General features: G+C 65.2%; 18 protein-coding genes and 1 pseudogene. 4 read left to right on the forward strand and 15 right to left on the reverse strand.

The window, feature by feature from the left end; translation table 11 throughout:
• Window positions 1-2: 2 nt before the first annotated feature.
• The 8 genes and pseudogenes from deoC to H7C19_RS32490 all read right to left on the reverse strand — a co-directional run bounded on the left by deoC (window position 3) and on the right by H7C19_RS32490 (window position 5,854).
• Window positions 3-686, reverse strand: coding sequence for a deoxyribose-phosphate aldolase (gene deoC / locus H7C19_RS35895; RefSeq protein WP_446681765.1), 684 nt, complete (start codon window positions 684-686; stop codon window positions 3-5).
• A gap of 117 nt (window positions 687-803) precedes the next feature.
• Window positions 804-1,148, reverse strand: a pseudogene (locus tag H7C19_RS35900) (NUDIX hydrolase); the annotation flags it as partial.
• 93 nt (window positions 1,149-1,241) lie between these two features.
• A complete protein-coding gene (gene mtaB, locus H7C19_RS32465; RefSeq protein WP_185673239.1) occupies window positions 1,242-2,594 on the reverse strand; it encodes a tRNA (N(6)-L-threonylcarbamoyladenosine(37)-C(2))-methylthiotransferase MtaB in 1,353 nt (450 codons plus the stop codon).
• A 6-nt stretch (window positions 2,595-2,600) separates the two neighbouring features.
• The gene (locus H7C19_RS32470) at window positions 2,601-3,368 is read right to left on the reverse strand and encodes an RsmE family RNA methyltransferase (RefSeq protein ID WP_185673240.1); all 768 of its coding nucleotides are present in this window, start codon (window positions 3,366-3,368) and stop codon (window positions 2,601-2,603) included.
• A gap of 94 nt (window positions 3,369-3,462) precedes the next feature.
• The gene (locus H7C19_RS32475; RefSeq protein WP_185673241.1) at window positions 3,463-4,152 is read right to left on the reverse strand and encodes a site-2 protease family protein; all 690 of its coding nucleotides are present in this window, start codon (window positions 4,150-4,152) and stop codon (window positions 3,463-3,465) included.
• Window positions 4,153-5,139, reverse strand: coding sequence for a 50S ribosomal protein L11 methyltransferase (prmA, locus tag H7C19_RS32480; protein WP_185673242.1), 987 nt, complete (start codon window positions 5,137-5,139; stop codon window positions 4,153-4,155).
• A gap of 221 nt (window positions 5,140-5,360) precedes the next feature.
• Complete coding sequence (locus H7C19_RS32485) at window positions 5,361-5,705, reverse strand: hypothetical protein (RefSeq protein WP_185673243.1); 345 nt, start codon at window positions 5,703-5,705, stop codon at window positions 5,361-5,363.
• Complete coding sequence (locus H7C19_RS32490) at window positions 5,702-5,854, reverse strand: YfhD family protein (RefSeq protein WP_185673244.1); 153 nt, start codon at window positions 5,852-5,854, stop codon at window positions 5,702-5,704. The genes H7C19_RS32485 and H7C19_RS32490 overlap by 4 nt, the downstream gene beginning before the upstream one ends.
• Window positions 5,855-6,002: 148 nt before the next feature.
• On the opposite strand from H7C19_RS32490, the gene H7C19_RS32495 reads away from it, so the two are divergent.
• Genes H7C19_RS32495 through H7C19_RS32510 form a run of 4 tightly spaced genes read left to right on the forward strand, consistent with a single transcriptional unit; the run spans window position 6,003 to window position 10,117 of the window.
• A complete protein-coding gene (locus tag H7C19_RS32495; RefSeq protein ID WP_185673245.1) occupies window positions 6,003-7,526 on the forward strand; it encodes a spore germination protein in 1,524 nt (507 codons plus the stop codon).
• Between the two features lie 31 nt (window positions 7,527-7,557).
• Entirely contained in the window at window positions 7,558-8,763 is a 1,206-nt protein-coding gene (locus H7C19_RS32500) for a Ger(x)C family spore germination protein (protein ID WP_185673246.1), read from the forward strand.
• A gap of 5 nt (window positions 8,764-8,768) precedes the next feature.
• Window positions 8,769-9,002 carry a hypothetical protein gene (locus H7C19_RS32505; RefSeq protein ID WP_185673247.1) on the forward strand — a complete coding sequence of 78 codons (234 nt, stop codon included), beginning with the start codon at window positions 8,769-8,771 and terminating at the stop codon, window positions 9,000-9,002.
• An 11-nt stretch (window positions 9,003-9,013) separates the two neighbouring features.
• Window positions 9,014-10,117 carry a GerAB/ArcD/ProY family transporter gene (locus tag H7C19_RS32510; protein WP_185673248.1) on the forward strand — a complete coding sequence of 368 codons (1,104 nt, stop codon included), beginning with the start codon at window positions 9,014-9,016 and terminating at the stop codon, window positions 10,115-10,117.
• 57 nt (window positions 10,118-10,174) lie between these two features.
• Here H7C19_RS32510 and H7C19_RS32515 read toward each other — a convergent pair whose 3' ends face one another.
• The 7 genes from H7C19_RS32515 to H7C19_RS32545 are packed head-to-tail and all read right to left on the reverse strand — an operon-like array spanning window position 10,175 to window position 18,358.
• A complete protein-coding gene (locus H7C19_RS32515; protein WP_185673249.1) occupies window positions 10,175-10,990 on the reverse strand; it encodes a DUF427 domain-containing protein in 816 nt (271 codons plus the stop codon).
• A complete protein-coding gene (locus H7C19_RS32520; RefSeq protein ID WP_185673250.1) occupies window positions 10,987-12,543 on the reverse strand; it encodes an HAL/PAL/TAL family ammonia-lyase in 1,557 nt (518 codons plus the stop codon). The genes H7C19_RS32515 and H7C19_RS32520 overlap by 4 nt, the downstream gene beginning before the upstream one ends.
• A complete protein-coding gene (ertC, locus tag H7C19_RS32525) occupies window positions 12,533-13,648 on the reverse strand; it encodes a thiohydantoin desulfurase (RefSeq protein WP_246470172.1) in 1,116 nt (371 codons plus the stop codon). Before ertC ends, H7C19_RS32520 begins: the two co-directional genes overlap by 11 nt.
• Window positions 13,626-15,335 (reverse strand): thiourocanate hydratase, encoded by a 1,710-nt coding sequence (gene ertB / locus H7C19_RS32530; RefSeq protein ID WP_185673252.1) that lies wholly within the window; start codon window positions 15,333-15,335, stop codon window positions 13,626-13,628. The genes ertC and ertB overlap by 23 nt, the downstream gene beginning before the upstream one ends.
• Complete coding sequence (locus H7C19_RS32535; protein WP_185673253.1) at window positions 15,332-16,069, reverse strand: cyclase family protein; 738 nt, start codon at window positions 16,067-16,069, stop codon at window positions 15,332-15,334. The genes ertB and H7C19_RS32535 overlap by 4 nt, the downstream gene beginning before the upstream one ends.
• Complete coding sequence (locus H7C19_RS32540) at window positions 16,066-17,412, reverse strand: LLM class flavin-dependent oxidoreductase (protein WP_185673254.1); 1,347 nt, start codon at window positions 17,410-17,412, stop codon at window positions 16,066-16,068. Before H7C19_RS32540 ends, H7C19_RS32535 begins: the two co-directional genes overlap by 4 nt.
• A gap of 52 nt (window positions 17,413-17,464) precedes the next feature.
• Window positions 17,465-18,358: an ABC transporter substrate-binding protein gene (locus H7C19_RS32545; protein ID WP_221469597.1), complete on the reverse strand. Its 894-nt coding sequence runs from the start codon at window positions 18,356-18,358 to the stop codon at window positions 17,465-17,467.
• Window positions 18,359-18,361 lie beyond the last annotated feature (3 nt).

Genomic DNA, 18,361 nt, shown 5'->3' on the forward strand with positions numbered 1-18,361 from the left:
CTTTAATAGGTGCCGGAAGCGGCCGCCCCGCCGCCGATGATGGCGATGCCGGAGCTGGTGCCGATGCGGCTAGCGCCGGCCAGCAGCATCTTGGCGGCCGTCTCCGTGTCCCGCACGCCGCCGGAAGCCTTCACGCCGAGGCGGGACGAGACGGATGCGCGCATGAGGCGGATATCGGCCTCCGTCGCGCCGCCGGGTCCGAAGCCGGTAGACGTCTTGACGAAGTCGGCGCCCGCGGCTTCCGACAGACGGCAAGCCTCCTGCTTCAGCTCGTCCGTGAGCGCGCCCGTCTCGAGGATGACCTTGACGAGGGCGCCGCCTTGGACCGCCTGAACGACGGACGCGATATCGCGCTGCACCGAATCGAAGTCCCGATCCAACAGCTTGCCGATCGCGATCACCATGTCGATCTCCGACGCGCCGTCCTCGACGGCGGCCGCCGCTTCGAACGCCTTGGCCCGCGTCGCGCCCGCGCCGAGCGGGAAGCCGACGACCGCGCACACCTTGACGTCCGTGCCGGAGAGCTGCTCGCGGCATAGACGCACCCATCTTCCGTTGACGCAGACGCTGAAGAACCGATGCGCGAGCGCTTCCTCGCACAGCTTGACGAAGTCCGCGGCACGCGCTTCCGCCTTCAACAGCGTGTGATCGATGAACGACGCGACCGACTGTCCCGGCGTCCAGATCGGGAACCGGCTGGCGGGAGCGCCGTCCGCGGCGTCGGCCGGCGCGTATCCCAGCTTCTGCAGCGCCTGCCGGAGCACCTCGTCGTTGTTGTCGTATCCGCCGGACCGCTGCAGCCGCCAGCTCTCCTCGGGCGCATACCAAGCGACGCCCTTGATCTCTTCGACCTGGGCTTGCAGCGCGCCTTCGCTCGCTTCGACCAGATAGTAGTGCACTTCCTTCTGCACGGTGACCCGATCGGCCGTCTCGTACTGGTACCGGATGACCGACAACGGCCCGCGAATGGCGCCGACGATGCCCGTCTCCTCCCGGATCTCCCGCAGAGCCGTCTCTTCGATCGTCTCGCCTTGCTCCATCTTTCCCTTGGCCAGCGTCATCTTGCCGAACCGATCCTCGATCAGCTGCACTTCGACTTTGCCGTTCCGGTTGCGGTAGACCACGCCGCCTGCCGATATCTCCTTCATTCCGACTCCTCCTCGTATGTACAACAAAAGATTTCAGCCCGGCGCGGCGCCGAAGCTCGGCTCGGCCGGGTGAAATCCTCGACGCTTACTCTCTTAGACGTTCGCCGCGAGCGCCGCTCCCGCCCCGTCCAGCACCTCAAGCAGTTCCCCGCGAACCTCGTTGACGCCGCCTTCCGCGATGCGGACGCGGCACAGCTTGCCGACGAGCGACGGATCTCCTTGGAACACGACGTTCAGATAATTGTCGGAATGGCCGGACATGAGTCCGCTCCCGGCCTCCCCTTTCTCGCCGCGTTCGGGAATGATCTCGACGACCCGGCCGACCCAGTCTTGGGCGTACGCCGCCTGCATTCGCTCCGACAGATCGATCAGCTGGTGAACGCGTTCGTGCTTCACGTCCTCGTCGACCTGGTCCTCCATGCGCGCGGCGGGCGTGCCCGTCCGCTTGGAGTAAGGGAACACGTGCATCTCGGCGAAGCCGATGCGCTCCATGAAGCGGAAGCCGTTCTCGTAGTGCGCCTCCGTCTCCCCGGGGAAGCCGACGATCACGTCGGTCGTGATCGCGACGCCCGGCATCGCCGCCTTGATCTTCGCGATCTTCTCTTCGAATTCGGCGGTCGTATACTTCCGCCGCATCCGCTTCAGAATCTCGTCGTCCCCGGCCTGCAGCGGGATGTGCAGATGACGGCACATCTTCGGCGAGCTGTTGAGGACGGCGATCATCCCGTCGTCGATCTGGCTCGCCTCGATCGAGCTGATTCGGATCCGCTCGAGCCCCTCGATCCGGTCCAAGTCGGCCAGCAGATCGCTCAGCCGGTAGTTTTCCAGATCGTCGCCGTAGCCGCCGGTATGGATGCCGGTGAGCACGATCTCCTTGTAGCCGGACGCCGCGAGCTGCCGCGCCTGGCTCAGCACGCTCTGCGGGTCCCGGCTGCGGGACAGGCCGCGCGACCAGGGAATGATGCAGAAGGTGCAGAAGTTGTTGCAGCCTTCCTGAATCTTCAGGAACGCGCGGGTATGATCCGCGAAGTCCGGCACGTCGAGCTCTTCGAACTCGCGCGTCTTCATGATGTTGCGCACGGCGTTGATGGGCTTCCGTTCCGCCCGGATCTCCGCGACGTACGTCATCAGCTTGTCGCGGTCCTGGGTGCCGACGACGAGATCCACGCCCTCGATCGCCATGATCTCCGCGGGCGACGTCTGCGCGTAGCAGCCGGTCACCGCGATGACGGCGTCCGGATTGCGGCGCACGGCGCGGCGAATGATCTGCCGGCTCTTCTTGTCGCCGGTATTCGTGACGGTGCACGTGTTGATGACGTAGACGTCGGCCGTGGAAGCCTCGAAGTCGACTTGCTCGTAGCCTTCGTTCTTGAACAGCTGCCACATCGCTTCCGTATCGTAGAAGTTGACTTTGCAGCCTAACGTATAGAATGCCACTTTGGACATGGCCGATTATCCTCCCATCTCTCCGGACTCGTATCCGATCGCGGCGAGCGCGACCAGCGCGGCCGTCTCCGTCCGCAAGATGCGCCTGCCGAGCCCGACGCATGCGGCGCCGGCGGCTTGGGCCTGCTCCGCTTCCTGCGGCGCGAAGCCGCCTTCGGGACCGACGACCAGCAGCACGCGAGGCTGCGCGTCCGCGCCGAGGGATTGCCGGAAACGCAGCAGCGCGGGCCGCAGCCCCTCGCCCCGGCGACCTTCCTCTTCATAACAGAGCCAGACCTGGTCGTAATCCGGGAAGCTCGCCAGGAGCGCCTTCCAGGTCATGACGCCGCCGACTTCCGGCAGCTTGCCGCGGTGGGCCTGCTCGGCCGCTTCCTTCGCGATTTTGCGCCAGCGCTCGAGCCGCTTCGCTTCCTTGCGCTCGTCGTATTGCACGACGGTTCGCCGGGACAGAAAAGGCAAGAACGCAGCCGCGCCGGCTTCCGTTCCCTTCTGGATGACGGTCTCGAATTTGTCGCCCTTGGGCAGGCTCTGCGCGACCGTCACGCGCCAGGCCATCTCGGACTCGGACGCGCGCCGCTCCACGATCCGCCCGACGACCCGGCCGGGTTCGATCGCGGCGACTTCGGCCACGCATTCGCGTCCCTCGCCGTCGCAGGCGATGAACGCCTCGCCAGCCTTCGCCCGCATGACGGTCGCCAAATGCCGGGCGTCGTCTCCCTCCAGGGTGACCTCCCGCTCGGAAAGCCGAGCGGGCGTAACGAAATATCGCTGCATCGTCGATTGTCCTCTCGCTTGTTGTCCATCCCCCATCATACCGCGATTCGCCTAACCGCGCTACAGGCGTCCGCCATTCGCCAGCATCTGGGAATCAGGCGGTCAGCAGCGTACGGCCGATACCGAGGATGCGTACGAAGAACTCCGCCATCCCTTCGATAATCGGGTTTCCGAGCGAGAACAGCGGGGTCAAGGTCACCGCGCGAAGCGGCGGCAGGAAGATAAAGAGCAGGAAGATAAAAGCGCCCCATTGCTCGTACTGCACCAGCTTCATCCGCAAACGCAGCGAAGCGAATTCCTCGACGATCCGGTAGCCGTCGAGCGGCGGCAGCGGAATGAGGTTGAATAGGAACAACGTCACGTTGATGCTGACGAAGTATTTGATCAAAAACGTGCTGACCGTTTGGTACAGCGCGTCCGAATGATCGAAGGCGTGGAGTTTGATCATGAGAAAATAAAGGAACAATCCGATAAAGGCCATCAATAGGTTGCTTACCGGTCCGGCCGCGGTGACCATGATGCTCATCAGCCGGGGCCGCTTGAACCGGCTGCGGCGGACGGGCACCGGCTTCGCCCAGCCGAAGCCGGCGACGAGCAGGAACAGCAGCCCGAACAGGTCGATATGCGCCATCGGATTCAAGGTGACCCGGCCTTGTTCGTAGGCCGTCGTGTCCCCGAACTTGTAGGCGGTCCATGCGTGCGCGTATTCATGCACGGTGAAGGCGATCAGCATCGTCAGAATGACGAAGGGCAGTTCCGCGAGCGGGAACCAGAAGAAGCTCATCTACGCCCCTCCCTTCGGCTTGCCCGCCACGAACGCGATCCAGTCGTCCTGGCGGACGCGGTCGACGATCTCGAAGCCGGCGGCCAGCAGCCCGGCCTCGACGTCATCTTCTTTGTTCTTGTAGATGCCGCTGGCGATATAGATCCCGCCGGGCTTCAGCACGTCCATCACGTCCGGGATGAACAGCAGGATGATCTCGGCCAGGATGTTCGCCACGACGAGGTCGACGGGCGGACGCACGCGGTTCGCGCGGACGCCGTCCCCGCTGTCCGACCGCAGCACGCCGAGCAGATCGCTAAGCCGCACCTCGATGTCGTCCTGCAATCCGTTCAGCTTTACGTTCTCCGTCGCGCTGGACACGGCGACCGGATCGAGATCCAGCGCCAGCACGCCCTTGGCGCCCAGCTTCATCGCGCCGATCGCGAGAATGCCGGAGCCCGTGCCGACGTCGATCACCTCGTCGCCGTCGCGAATGGCGCCTTCAAGCGTCCGCAGACAGAGCGCGGTCGTCGGATGCGTGCCGGTGCCGAACGCCATGCCGGGATCGAGCTCGATGATGAGTTCGTCCGGCCGAGGCTCGTATTCCTCCCAAGTCGGCTTGATCGTCAAGCGTTCGGATACCGGGAGCGGCTTAAAGTACTTTTTCCAGGCGTGCGCCCAGTCTTCCTCGCGCACTTCGCGCGACCCGATCGTGAAGTCGCCTGCGTCATAGCCGAATTCCGGCAGCCCGCGGATCGCCGCGGACAGCTCCTCCACGACGGATTCGGCGTTCGATTCTTCGTTGAAATAGCCTTTGATCTCGGCGAGCCCGGCCGGAATGTCGTTCAGCGGCTTGTCGTACCATTGGCCGAGGGACGTATCCCGCGGCTTGTCGGGCGACCAGGATTCCTCGATGGACACCCCGCCCGCGCCCATCTCGTGCATATAGTGGGCAATCATTTCCTGAGCTTGTTCCGCCGCAAGGACGGTCACTTCGAACCAGCGCAAATCGATTTCCTCCCCCGCGTCATTGACCCCCATTATACATCTACCTTGGAAGCGGACGCAAAAGAAAGGTGCCTTCCGCGCATGACCGCCAATGAACACGGCATGCGCCGCAAACGAAGACGGCAAGACCGGCATCGACCGAGCGGAAACGAGGGCGCTTTCGCGCGCGCGAAAAAAGCCGGAGAGCGAAATCCCGCTCCCCGGCGTTGCGAATCGCTCGTTTAGACCACGGTGCCGCCGGCTTGCGCGACGACCTGCCTGGCTTGCTCGATCGCCGAAGCCGGCACGTCGGCCGACAAGCTGAACGCCGCCTCGGATTCCAGGACGGCCGACCGGCCCAATTCGTCGCCGAGCTCCGGCTCGGACGCGCCGTAGAGGAGCGAGTTGGCCATCGCGTTCATCTGCGCGTTCGCGTCCACGACGCCGGAGCCGAAGTCGGCGCCCGCGCCTTCGCGCGCCATGCGGAACCGGTTGCCCCGCAGCGCCGTCAGCTTGCGGATCGCCTCCTCGGCTTGGTCTTGCGAGGTGAAGCTGGCCTGCAACCGCTGCATGTCCAACGTCTTCACGTCCCTTCGTATTCCTGGGCGCGGCGGTCGGCCGCCGCCGCCCGCTCCCGCGCTTCGAGATCCTCCGCGTCCGCTTGGTCGCGCGCGAACTCGACGTCTTCCGCCTTGGCGACCGGCAGCCGCTTGCCGTCGTTGCGTTTATCGCTCATATGCTGATCCTCCCGATCTTCCAAAATGGCGTTCAGGCACGCCTTCAACGTAGGATGCGCGTTCGCCCGCGCGATATGCGAGGCTGTGATAGGAAATCGTTGGCGTGGTTATATTAGGGAAATCAGCTATTCGGAAGGGAGTCGCTACATGCCAAGCGCGCAAACCGCCAAAGTCACAGCCGCAGCCGATCCGATCGATCCGGCGGCGTCGCGCAATCTGGACGCGATCCGAACCGCGCTCGGCGGCAGTCAGGATCTCATCGCGAAGGAGATGACGCTGCCCGGCGATCTTCGAACGGCCTTGGTCTATATCGACGGGCTGTCGGACAACCGCCTCATCCACAGCACGATCGTCGAACCGATGCAGCGGCTGAAGCAGCTGCCGGAGTGGCCGGGCGCCGCCCCGGGAACGGATCCGCTGAAGCTGCTCCGGGAAGACGTGCTGAGCGCGGGGGACATCCGGCCGCTGTCGGACATGCAGAACCTGTACGACGGACTGCTCTCGGGCAACGTCATCCTGCTGTTGGACGGCTGCCGGGAGGCGCTGCGGATCGGCATCCCCTACTGGGAAGACCGCAGCGTATCCGAGCCGATCTCGCAGCCCGTGATCCGCGGACCGATGGAGGCCTTCACCGAGAACATCCGGACGAACACCGCGTTGATCCGGCGCAAGATCAAGGACCCGCGTTTGTGGCTGGAAAGCATGCAGATCGGGACGGTAACCAAGACCAACGTAGGGATCATGTATGTGCAGGGGCTTGCTCCCGACAAGGTGACCGCCGAAGTGCGCCGCCGGCTGTCGGCGATCCGGATCGACGGCGTGCTGGAAGGAGGCAACATCGAAGAATTCATCCAGGACCGGACGCAGACGCCGTTCGCGACCGTCTTCAACAGCGAGCGGCCCGACGCGATCGCCGCCGGCTTGCTGGAAGGCAGAGTCGCGATCCTCGTCGACGGAACGCCGTTCGTCCTGCTCGTGCCGGCGCTGTTCACGCAATTCTTCCAATCGGCGGAAGACTATGCGCAGCGGGCCGATATCGGGAGCTTGCTGCGTATCTTGCGGTTTCTTTGCTTATTTATCGCGCTGCTCGCGCCGGCCTTCTATGTCGCCATCACCACCTTCCATCAAGAGATGCTTCCGACCAGCCTGTTGATCAATTTGGCCGCGCAGCGCGAAGGCGTGCCGTTCCCCGCCTTCATCGAGGCGCTCATGATGGAGATCACGTACGAGATTCTCCGCGAAGCGGGCGTGCGGATGCCGCGGCCGGTCGGACAGGCGATCTCGATCGTCGGCACCTTGGTCATCGGGCAGGCGGCCGTCGAGGCGGGCATCGTCTCCGCGGCCATGGTCATTATCGTCTCGATCACGGCGATCTCCAGCTTCGTCATTCCGAACGTGAGCATGTCGATCTCCGTGCGCATGATCCGCTTCCTGCTCATGGGACTGGCCGCTTCCTTCGGCTTGTACGGCATCATGATCGGCATCCTGACGCTGGTGCTGCATCTATGCAGCCTTCACTCGTTCGGGGTGCCCTACATGAGCCCGATCGCGCCGTTCGAGCTGGACGAGCAGAAGGATACGCTGTTCCGGATCGCGATGCCCCGCATGAGGGGAAGGCCTCGCGCGCTCGCGCCGGGCAATGTGAAGCGGCAGCGGCGCGCCAAGCGATAAACGCGCAAACGCAGAAAGGATCGTCATGGTCATGAAGCGCATCGTGATATTGCTGCTTGCCATCTGCGCCGCCAGCTCCGCCCTGCTGCTGAGCGGCTGCTGGAACCGCCGCGAGCTGAACGACCTCGGCATTATGATGGGGACGGCGATCGACAAGGAAGCGGGCGGTTATCGCGTGTCCGCGCAGGTCGTCGATCCGGCCGAAGTCGCGGTCAAGGGGGCGGCCAGCGGCCGCTCCCCGGTCACGATGTACACCGCGACGGGACCGACCGTATTCGAAGCCATCCGCAAGATGACGGAAACGAGTCCCCGGAAGATCTACGCCGGCCATATCCGCGTCCTGATCTTGGGCGAGGCGCTGGCCCGCGAGGGGATCGCGCAAGCGCTGGACCTGTTGTCGCGCGATTCGGAGCCGCGGACCGACTTCTACCTGATGGTGGCGCGCGGCACGACCGCGCAGAACGTCCTGAAGATCCTCACGCCGCTCGAGAAGATCCCGGCGAACAAGCTCTTCTTCTCGCTGAACGCGTCCAACGAAGTCTGGGCGCCGACGACGACCTTCACGATGGACGACTTCGTCAACCAGCTCGTCACCGAGGGCGAGAATCCCGTGCTGACGGGGGTACAGCTCGTCGGCAACCAGCGGCAGGGCGAATCGAACCGCAACGTGCAGGAAGTCGAGCCTTCCGCCCATCTCGTCGTCCGGGGTCTGGCTCTCTTCCGCAGGGATAAGCTCGTCGGCTGGTTGAACGAGGAAGAGAGTATCGGCTACAACATCCTGATGAATCACGTCAAGAGCACCGTCGGCCATGTCGCCTGTCCGGACGGAGGGAAGGTGGTGACGGAAGTGTTACGCAACCGCACGAAGCGGAAGGCCCGGCTCGCGAACGGCCGCCCCGTCATCGATGTCCACGTGACGACCGTGGCGGACGTCGCCGAAGTGGAATGCAAGATCGACCTGAACAATCCGGCGATGATTCGCCAATTGGAGCGTCAGTTCGCGCAGGAGGCGCAGCGGCTTATGGATACGACCGTCGACGCCGTCCAGCACCGCTTCCGGGTAGATGCGCTCGGATTCGGCCACGCGATCTACATGGCCCATCCGCGCGTTTGGAAGAAATGGCGGGGCGATTGGCAAAACGTCCTCCCGCTAGTCCAAGTCCGTTACCATATTCACTTCCACCTGCGAAGAACGGCCACCGTCAACAATTCGTTCGTCGGGCAGACGAAGGAGTAACCGCCATGTTCTCTACGATCAGCGTATTGGCCGTCATGATCGGCATCGCCGCATTCGAGTCGCCTGCGCTATGGCGCAAAAAACGGAAACGGGAGATCGCCGTATTCGCCGCGCTGCTGTTCATCGGCGCTTGGCTGAGCGTGTGCGCCATCAACTTGATTCAGCTGCCGAGCGCGCTCAAGCTCGTGGAATGGCTGTACGCGCCGTTGGATATCTGGCTGTCGCGCTATGTCTGGTGAGGAGGAAAGCCATGTCCGAAGAAAAATTGACGATGAAGCAGCTCGGCGCGCTTACGATCTTCGCGCTGATCGGCGATTCCATCATCATCCTGCCCTCCAGCGTAGCCGGCATCTCCCGCCAGGACGCCTGGCTGTCGATGCTGCTCGTGCTCTTGTTCGGGCCCGCGGGCTGTTGGCTAATGCTGCGCCTCCGGCGGCTGAATCCTTCAGCCGACCTGATTCAGCTGCTGCGCGCCGGATTCGGACGCTGGGCGGGCGGCGCGGTCGGCCTCGCCTTCCTTTACTTTCTCGTCCTGAACACGGCAGCGGTCACCCGGGAGCTTGGCGACTTATTGGCGACGCAGATCATGCCGGAGACGCCTATCCGGGCGACGCACCTGCTGTTCATCCTCGTGTTGGTCTGGGGCGTGCGGTGCGGCCTTCCGACGATCGCCCGGGCCGGGGAGGTACTATTCCCGTGGTTTGTCCTCTTCATGACCGCGCTCATCGTACTCCTCATCCCGCGGATCGAGGTCGACCGCATCCGGCCGATCGCGGCCGAAGGCTTCCCCACGATCCTGCACGGGTCGATCGTCGCGGTCGTCTATCCGTTCGCGGAGCTGATCGTCTTCGCCATGCTCTGGCCCGCGATCCGTCCGGCCAAGAAGCTGGCGCGGGATTTCATGCTGGCCTCGCTGATCGGCGGTATCGTTATGTTCCTCGTCGTGTTCATCTCCGTGCTGGTACTCGGGCCTTATTTGACCGCGCACCAGGTTTACCCTACCTATGCGCTCGCGAAGAAGATCAGCATCGGGCATTTCCTGGAGCGCGTGGAGGCGCTGCTCGCGATCAGTTGGATGATCTCCCTTTTTTTCAAAGGGATTCTCTATTTCTACGCCTCCCTGTCGGGCATCGCGCGGTTGTTCGGCTTGCGCGAATCGCGGGCGTTGGCGACGCCGCTCGCTACTGTGGTCTATGGACTTGCCTTCGCGATGGCGCCGAATCTCGTTTATTTCAACGATGTCGGCATTCATTTCTGGCCTTACTGGGACATCACGTTCGCGTATGCGATCCCGCTGGCGCTGCTAGCCGCCCTCGCTATCCGCGGCAAGAAGCCTTCGCCCGCAGCCCGTTAAATGCGAATCGCCTCCCGACGGGGGAATCCCCGGTTCGGAAGGCGACGCGGCCTCTTGCTATTTGACGCCGCCGTAAGGCAGCCGATCCTTGTCGGACAACGTCCACGCCTCCCCGTCCACGATCACCGCGTCCACCCGTTCATTGTAGAAACCGACCCTTCCCGCGATCTCGCGCGCCTCCGGCAACGCTTCGTCATAGCTCCAAACGGCGTCTTCGACGGTGCGTCCGTTCACTCGGGCATGCCAATACCGCGCTTGTCCTTTGTAGGGGCATCGGGACGACGTCTCGGACGGCGTCAACAGATCGAAGCGGACGTCCGCCTTGGGCAAGTAGTAGCGCGGCGTGAGTCCGGTCTCGTAGAGGATGACGGGACGCCGGCTGTCCGCGACGACCGTGTCTCCGATGACGATCCGCACGTGCCGCGAGCTTGGGATCGCGTCGATCCGGCTATACGGATCCCGCGCATGGACGAATACCTCTTCCTCTTCTTCGTACCAGGCATCCGCCAAGCGCCAGACGAAGGCGTAATAGCCGCGCAGCACCGCCCCGTCTCCGCCCTGCGGCTCGTAGCGCCAGACCGCGTCTTCCGCGAGCTTGCCTCCCGCGCGCACGCGCCAGTAGACGGCCTCGCCGAGCGCCGCGTGCGCCTTCCGTTTGCCGGAGGGCTCGAACAAGTCGGTCCGGACATCGTTCTCGGGGAAATAATAGACGGGCAGCCGCCCCGACTCCGTCACGATCAGCGCCCGCCTGCTGTCCGCGATCGCGACGCCGCCCAACAGAACGCGCAGCCGCTTCGGCGTGTATTCCGCGCGGAGCTGCCAATCGCCTCCGTCTCCGTCCCGAAGACCCCATTGGGGATCCAGATGCGTCATCTTCCGATCTCCTCGCTCTCTCGTATCGTTGGTTGCCGTAAGGCTGATTCTACTTGCGACAGCAGGCTGCCGCTCTTCAGCAAGCCGTAGATCCGCTCCACGTCGCCCGTGAGCGCGCGATCTTCCGCCAGAAACGGCACGGCCTCCCGGATCGCCCGATAGGCCGCTTCCGTCCCCCTGCCCAGCTTCGGGCTCCCCCGCAGATCGACGGCCTGAGCGGCGTGCATCAGCTCGATGGCGACGACATACAGCAGCCGATCGGCGATCTCTCTCGTCTTGGACACGACGAACGGCGCGTTGGCCGCGTGGTCTTCGATGTCGCCGGCGAGCGAAGCGTAATCGCCGGATGCCGGGTTCGACAGATGCCGGATCTCCGTGTCCAGCGACGTCGCGGTCTTCTGCAGCGTACAAAAGCCGATCGACCGCGCCTCGTCGGGCGTCAGGAAACGGCTCAGCCCCGTGAAGGCGGGCGTGCCGAGCTTAATCGTCCGCAAGCTGGAGCAGCGCGACACGTGATGCAGCGCCTGGCCGAGCATCTCGAATCCGAGCGTCCAGACGACCGGCTCAAAGTGCGCGTTGGCCACGAAGCGCTCTTCGTCCCACAGCAGCGCGGGGTTGTCGTCGCTGCTGTTCAGATGGAGGAGGAGCTGATCTCGGGTGTAGCGCAGCGCGTCCCGGGCCGCGCCATGGATCTGGCAGGCAGCCCGGAAGCTGAGCGGGTCCTGCAGCTTCTCCGGCGCTTCGCGCCGCCACAGGCCGCCGCCTTCGACGAGCGACCGCGCGTACCGCAGGCTCTCCAGCTGGCCCGGATACGGGCGCAGCCGGTGCGCGGCTTCGTCCAGCGGGCTCGTCTGTCCCGGCAGCGCTTCGAGCGACAGTGCATAGGCGGTCTCAGCCAGCGAGACGGCGGACGCAGCCTCCTGCAGCGCGAGCGCGCCGAGCCCGGCCGACAGGGCGTTCGAGCTGACGATCGCAAGCCCGTCCCTCGGCCCGAGTACGAGCGGCGCGAGTCCCGCTTCCGCCAGGGCGGCCGGCGCGGGCTTCACGGTCCCGCCCGCCTCGACCTCGCCTTCCCCGATGAGGGCGAGACCGATATGCGGCAGGTTCGTAATGTCCGCCGCGCCGACCGAACCGCGCAGCGGCAGCCGCGGGTGAATGCCGAGATTGAGGAATTCGGCGTAGCGCAGCGCCACGGCCGGCTGTACGCCGGTCCTCCCGGCGAGCAGCCCGTTCAGCCGGGCCAGCAGCACCGCCCGCACTTCCTCGGCCGTGGCGTAAGGCTGAACGCCTGCGCTATGGGAGAGGATCAGGTTGCGGTTGTAGGTCTCGAAGAAGGCGGCGTCCACGACCTTGTCCTTGTTCCAGCCGACGCCCCGGTTCAAGCCGTAGACGGGATCGCCGCGCGCCGCGACGGCGAAGACGAGCGACCTCGCCTCCGCGAGCCGTTGCCCGGCCTGCTCGGCGATGCGCACGGGCCGGCGATAACGGGCCACCGCGACGATGTCTTCAAGCGTCAAGCCGACGCCGTCCAGGACGAGCGCATCAGCGGCCATGAGCCTTGACCTTCCCGTCGTCCAACGCGTAGCGCAGGAGCGGAATACCCAGCGCCTGCTCGACCTCCGGATAAACGGTAGGATCGGTGACGCCGGCGCTGAGCGGGATGAGCGACCGGTCGATGACGAACACGGCGACGTCCTGCCCTTCCCGCAGATGGCCGACGCTGACCGGCGCGCCCGTCTCGAGCGAGAACGTGGCGATGACGTCGGGGAACGTGCTGAGGCGCTTGCCCGCGCCGTCGTCGACCGCCATGTATTCGTTCATCACGTGGAGCACGACCGGCTTTCGCCGCGGCGCGGCGACCTCGATCGTGCCGATGTCGAAGGCGCCCGCGTAGCGCACGTCCTTGCGCGAGACGCGTCCGCGTACGAGCAGCTTGCCGCCCGTATGCCGCACGATCGTCTCCAGCACCCGCTCGGGTCCTCCGGGTTCGGCCCCCAGAATCGCCTCTCCGAGCGCCAGCGCGCGGCTGATGCCGCCGATCGCGGCATGCTCGCGGATGTGCTTCGCCGGGAGCGGGTGCCGGGCGGCGGCGATAAAGCCGCCCGCCATGTCGGCGGCCGTCCGCAGGATGTTCGACGTCTGGGCCGGCGACCCGGCGACGACCAGCTCCAGGTACGTGCCGTTCTCCGGCTTCCCGCCCGCTACCGCCTGGATCGTCTCGAAGTCCGTTCGCGACGCGATCCCGAGCGACCCCATCTTGCCGGTCGGATGCGCCCGGATGTCGCCGGTGGCATCGACGACGTACAGCCCGAGCGCCGCCGCGGGCAGCCAGCCGTTGATCGTGCTGGACATCCCGTTCTGGGGCGTCATGACCCCCGCGATGCGGCCTTCGTAGCGCTCGATGACGAGCTCGACCGCCTTGATGTAGTCCTTGCCGAGCATCTGCCAGCCGGTCCCCGCCGGTGCCCCGATCGCCGTACAGGTCAGGATGATGGCGTCGTCCGGCAGCTCGTCGACGGAGACCAGCTTCGGCCGTCCGACCGCGAGCGCGGCGTTCCCGATCTCCAGGCCGTGATCGACCCAGCCGCCTCCGCCGCTGGCGAAGACCGATCCGCCTTTGACGGCGGCCGCTACGTCATGCTTCGTGAGTTCGCGCAAGTTCATTCCTCCCGTTGTCGTCCGCCTTGCCGTCCGCCTTGATGCGGCGGATGCCTTTGCGTTCCGCCTCGTCGACGGACGCCTCATAGCCCGCGTCGGCGTAACGCAGCACGCCGATGCCCGTATCGTTGTCCAGCGCGGTCCGCAGCCGCTCGTCCGAGGCGATCGTTCCGTCCGCCACGATCGTCACGCCGGCGCTTGTCATATAGCCGGCGTACCCGCCGCCGCCCGAATGGATGGCGACGAGGTCGGCCATCGACGAGCAGTTCAGCATCGCGTTCAGGAGCGGCCAATCCGCGACCGCGTCGCTGCCGTCTTTCATCCGCTCCGTCATGATGTTCGGATGGGCCATCGCCCCCGCGTCGAGATGGTCGCGCGAGAAGGCGACCGGTCCGGCGAGACGTCCCTCCCGCACGAGCCGGTTGACCGCGAGCGCGAGCCGCGTCCGGTCGCCGTGGCCGAACCACCCGATACGCGCGGGAAGTCCCTCGACGGGGACGTGCGCGCCCGCGAGCCGAATCCAGTTGACCGCGATCTCGTTGTCCGCGAACTCGCGCAAGATATAGTCGTCGATGACGCGGATGTCCGCGGGGTCGCCGCTCAGCGCGATCCACCGGAACGGGCCGATCGCCCGGGCGAACAGCGGGCGCAGGAACGCCTCGGTGAAGATGTCGATCTCGAACGCCCCGGCGACGCCGTGCTTCAGCGCCTGCGTGCGGATGTTGTTGCCGTTGTCGAAGACGACGGCGCCGGCTTCTTTAAAGGCGAGCATCGCCTCCACTTCGCGGGCGACGGACGCGCCCGCGTCGGCCTGGAGCCGCTCGGGATCCGACGCGCGGACCTCCGCGGCCCGGGCGGGCGTGTATCCGCTCGGCACGTACCCGTACAGCAGGTCGTGCGCCGAGGTCTGGTCGGTGACGATATCCGGCACGACGCCCCTGCCCGCCAGCTCGGGATAGATTTCGGCCGCGTTGCCCAGCAGCCCGACGGACAGGGGGACGCGCGCGCGGATCGCCTCCGCGATCCAGTCCAGCGCCTCCTCCAGGCTATCGGTCTTGCGCTGCAGGTAGCCGGCCCGGATCCGCTTGTCGATCCGGTCCTCCGGCACCTCGACGCAGAGGATCGCGGCTTCGGCCAGCGTCCCCGCCAGCGGCTGCGCGCCCCCCATTCCGCCCAAGCCCGCGGTCAGGACGAAGCGTCCGCGCAGATCGCCGCCGAACCGGAGCCGGGCGATGCTCCGGAAAATCTCGTACGTGCCTTGGATGACGCCCTGCGAACCGATATACTGCCATGCGGCGGCGGTGAGGCCGCCCCAGATGATGAGGCCCTTCTCCTGCAGATCGTAGAAGTGCTCGCTGGTCGCCCACCGGCCGACCAGATTGCAGTTCGCCATCACGACGAGCGGCGCCCGCGCGTGCGTCCGGAAGACGCCGATCGGCTTGCCGGATTGAATGACCAGCGTCTCGTCTTCCTCCAGCTCCAGGAGCGTGCGGACGATCGCACGGTAGGCAGGCCAGTTCCGCGCGGCTTTGCCCAAGGAAGCGTAGACGATGAGCTCCTTCTGATTCTCGCCGTTCTCCAGCACGTTCTCCAGCATCCGCAGCAGCGCTTCCTGCCGCCAGCCCTTGCAGCGCAGACCGCTGCCCCGCTCCGCGCGAATGGGCGTCCATTCGGTACCGTCCGTCATATCGCCAGCTCCTTCCGTTTGGAATCGTCTACGATGTCTTCGATGGCGAACGCGCGGCAAGGCGCCCCGTCCGTGCCCTTCAGCTTGATCGGCACGCAGCCGAACAGAAAGCGCGGCGACTGCACGGCGCCCAGGTTCGTCAGCCATTCCAGCATGACGATGCCGCGGGAGAGGAAGGCCTTATGGTTCGGACTCCAGTCCGCGTGGGACCATGTCCGGCCCTCCGGGGGATGCAGCGGCGGATCGCACAGCATGCAATCCCCCGCGATCGACTTGATGCCGCGCGCGATCAGCCAATCCGCCGCGTCGGTCGACAGGCCGATCATCTCGTCCCAGAACCGGAACGTGCCGAACGCCTCGTCCGTCCATCCCGTGCGGAGAACGGCGATGTCACCCGGCCGGACGTCGGCGCCGGAAGCCGTCAGATCGTCCGCCGCGATCGTGCTGCCCGGCCGCTTGTGCCGCAGGTCGATCATGACGCCCGGGCCGATGAACGAATCGAGCGGCACCTCGTCGTTGCGCAGCCCGCCCGCGATGAAGTGGGCCGGCGCGTCGTAGTGCGTAAAGTGCTGCGTGCACATCGTGAAGTTGTGCGAGAGCACCTTGTTCTCCTCGAGCGAAGCGACCCGCTCGATCCGCGTGCCCGACTCCGGCTTGCCGTACACCAGGCTGCGCGGAAATCCCGCATACGCGACGTCTTCGGCGATCGTGAGCGACAGGTCGGTGATCTTCATGGCGTCCGCACCGCCGCGTAGCGGTTCGCCGGACGCGCCAGATCCAGGTGATCGCGCAAGGTCGTGCCGGCATATTCCTCCCGGAACAGCCCTCTGCGCTGCAGCTCCGGGATCACCTGATCGACGAAGTCGTCCAGGTTGCCGGGCAGATGGGAGAACGCGATGTTGAAGCCGTCCGCCGCGCCTTCTTCGAACCACTGCTCCATCCGGTCGGCGATCTGAACGGCCGTGCCGACGAAGGCGCGCGAGAACGCCGAGTTCGCCCGTTTGACGAGCTCCCGCAGCGTCGGGTTGTCCTGAACGATCATCTCGCGCAGGCGGCGCAGCATCGTCTGGCTCTGGTTGAAGCCTTCGACCTCCGGCACGAAGGGCAGCGGTTCGTCCAGCGGGTAGCCGGAGACGTCCCGCCCGAGATAGTGAGACAAGAGGTCCAGGCCGAGCCGCGGCGGGGTCAGGTCGCGGATCGTCTCCCATCGGGCTTGCGCGTCCGCCTCCGTCGCGCCGATGATCGGCATCAGGCCCGGCAAAATCTTCAGCTCGTCGGGGTGCCGGCCGTACTTGGCCATTCGGCCCTTCAGGTCGGCGTACAGCTTCTTGGCTTCCTCCAGATCCCCGCCCGGGGCGAAGACGACTTCGGCGGTCGCCGCGGCTAGCTCCCGGCCGGCCTCCGACGCGCCCGCTTGGATAAGGACGGGATAGCCCTGGGGAGGACGGGAGACGTTCAGCGGTCCCCGGACAGCGAAGTGATCGCCCTTATGGTTCAGGTAGTGAAGCTTGGCCGGATCCGCGAAGACGCCGCTCTCCTTGTCCCGGACCAGCGCGTCCTCCTCCCAGCTGTCCCACAGTCCCTGCGTCGCGTCGATGAACTCCCGCGCCCGCTCGTACCGCACCGCATGGTACAGGTGCTTCTCCTGCCCGAAGTTGTTCGCCTCCTCGTCCGTCTGCGAGGTGACGACGTTCCAGCCCGCGCGGCCGCCGCTGAGATGATCCAGCGTACCCAGCTTGCGCGCGATATGGTAGGGCTCGTTGTATGTCGTCGAGATCGTGGCGGCGAGACCGATCTTCTGCGTCACGGCGGCGAGCGCCGAGAGCAGCGTGAACGGCTCGGGCCGAATGCTGTTGGCATGCCGGACGCTCGAGTCGAACCGATCCCAGACGTACAGTTCGTCCGCGTAGAAGAACATGTCGAACTTGCCACGCTCCGCCGTCTGGACAATGCGCTTGTAATAATTCAGATCCAGCAGGCCCGCCGCCTCCGCGCGGGGGTGCCGCCAGCTGGAGATATGCTCTCCCGCCGGGAAGAACATCATGGCGCCAAGCGCCAATTGCCGTTTGCGTGTCATATCCGCAGATCCTCCTTCATCGCCGCTCGGGCTGCCGCCTCCGCGGCTCGCGTCAATCGATCAGTCCTTCGCTCTTCAGCCATTCCTTGGCGACGTCCAGCGGAGGCCGCTTCTTCAGCTCCACCTCGCCGTTCAGCTTCTGCATCTCGGCGTCCGTGATCTTGTCCTTCAGCTTGTTCAGGACATCCCGCAGCTCCGGATGCGCCTTCAGCGTCTCTTCCCGGACGACCGGAACGGCGTAATAAGGCACGAATACGTTCTTGTCGTCGTCGAGCGCCACGAGTCCCTGCGCCAGAATCTTGCTGTCCGTCGAATAAGAGGCCATGACGTCGATCTGCTTATCCTTGATCGCCTCGTAGGCGATGCCGGGATTCTGGATCGTCTTCGTCTCTTTGAACTTCGGTTGATAGACCTTCTCGACGAGCGGCCAGGTGTCTTCGCGCTTCAGGAACTCCTGGCTCGTGCCGAACACGAGCTCGCCCGACTTGGCGGCCAGGTCCGACGTCGTCTTCAGGCCGTATTGGTCAGCCGTCTCCTTGCGGACGGTGAACCGGTACGTGTCGTTGAAGCCGATCGGATCCAGCGCTTCGATGCCGTTGCGCTCCTTCAGCAGCTTTTTGACGACGTCGTAAGCTTTCCGCGGCTCGTATTCCGGCTTCTCCTTGAGGATGTTCAAGAGCGCCGTCCCCGTATATTCCACGTACGTATCGACCTCGCCGTTGTCGATGGCGTTCCACAGCAGCGTATTGTCGAGCGTCTTCAGCTCCGTCTTCAGCTTCGTATCGCGATCGATCAGCACCTTCAAGGCATTGCCCAAAATGTCCGATTCCGCGAACCCCTTCGTCGCGACGACGACGGTATCCGCCTTGGAACCGCCCGAGCTGCAGCCTGTCGCCGCCAGCGCCGCCACCGAGAGGATGGCCGCCGCCGCGGCAACGCTTTTCATCTT

The organism is Cohnella nanjingensis (assembly GCF_014212125.1).
Lineage (GTDB): Bacteria > Bacillota > Bacilli > Paenibacillales > Paenibacillaceae > Cohnella > Cohnella nanjingensis.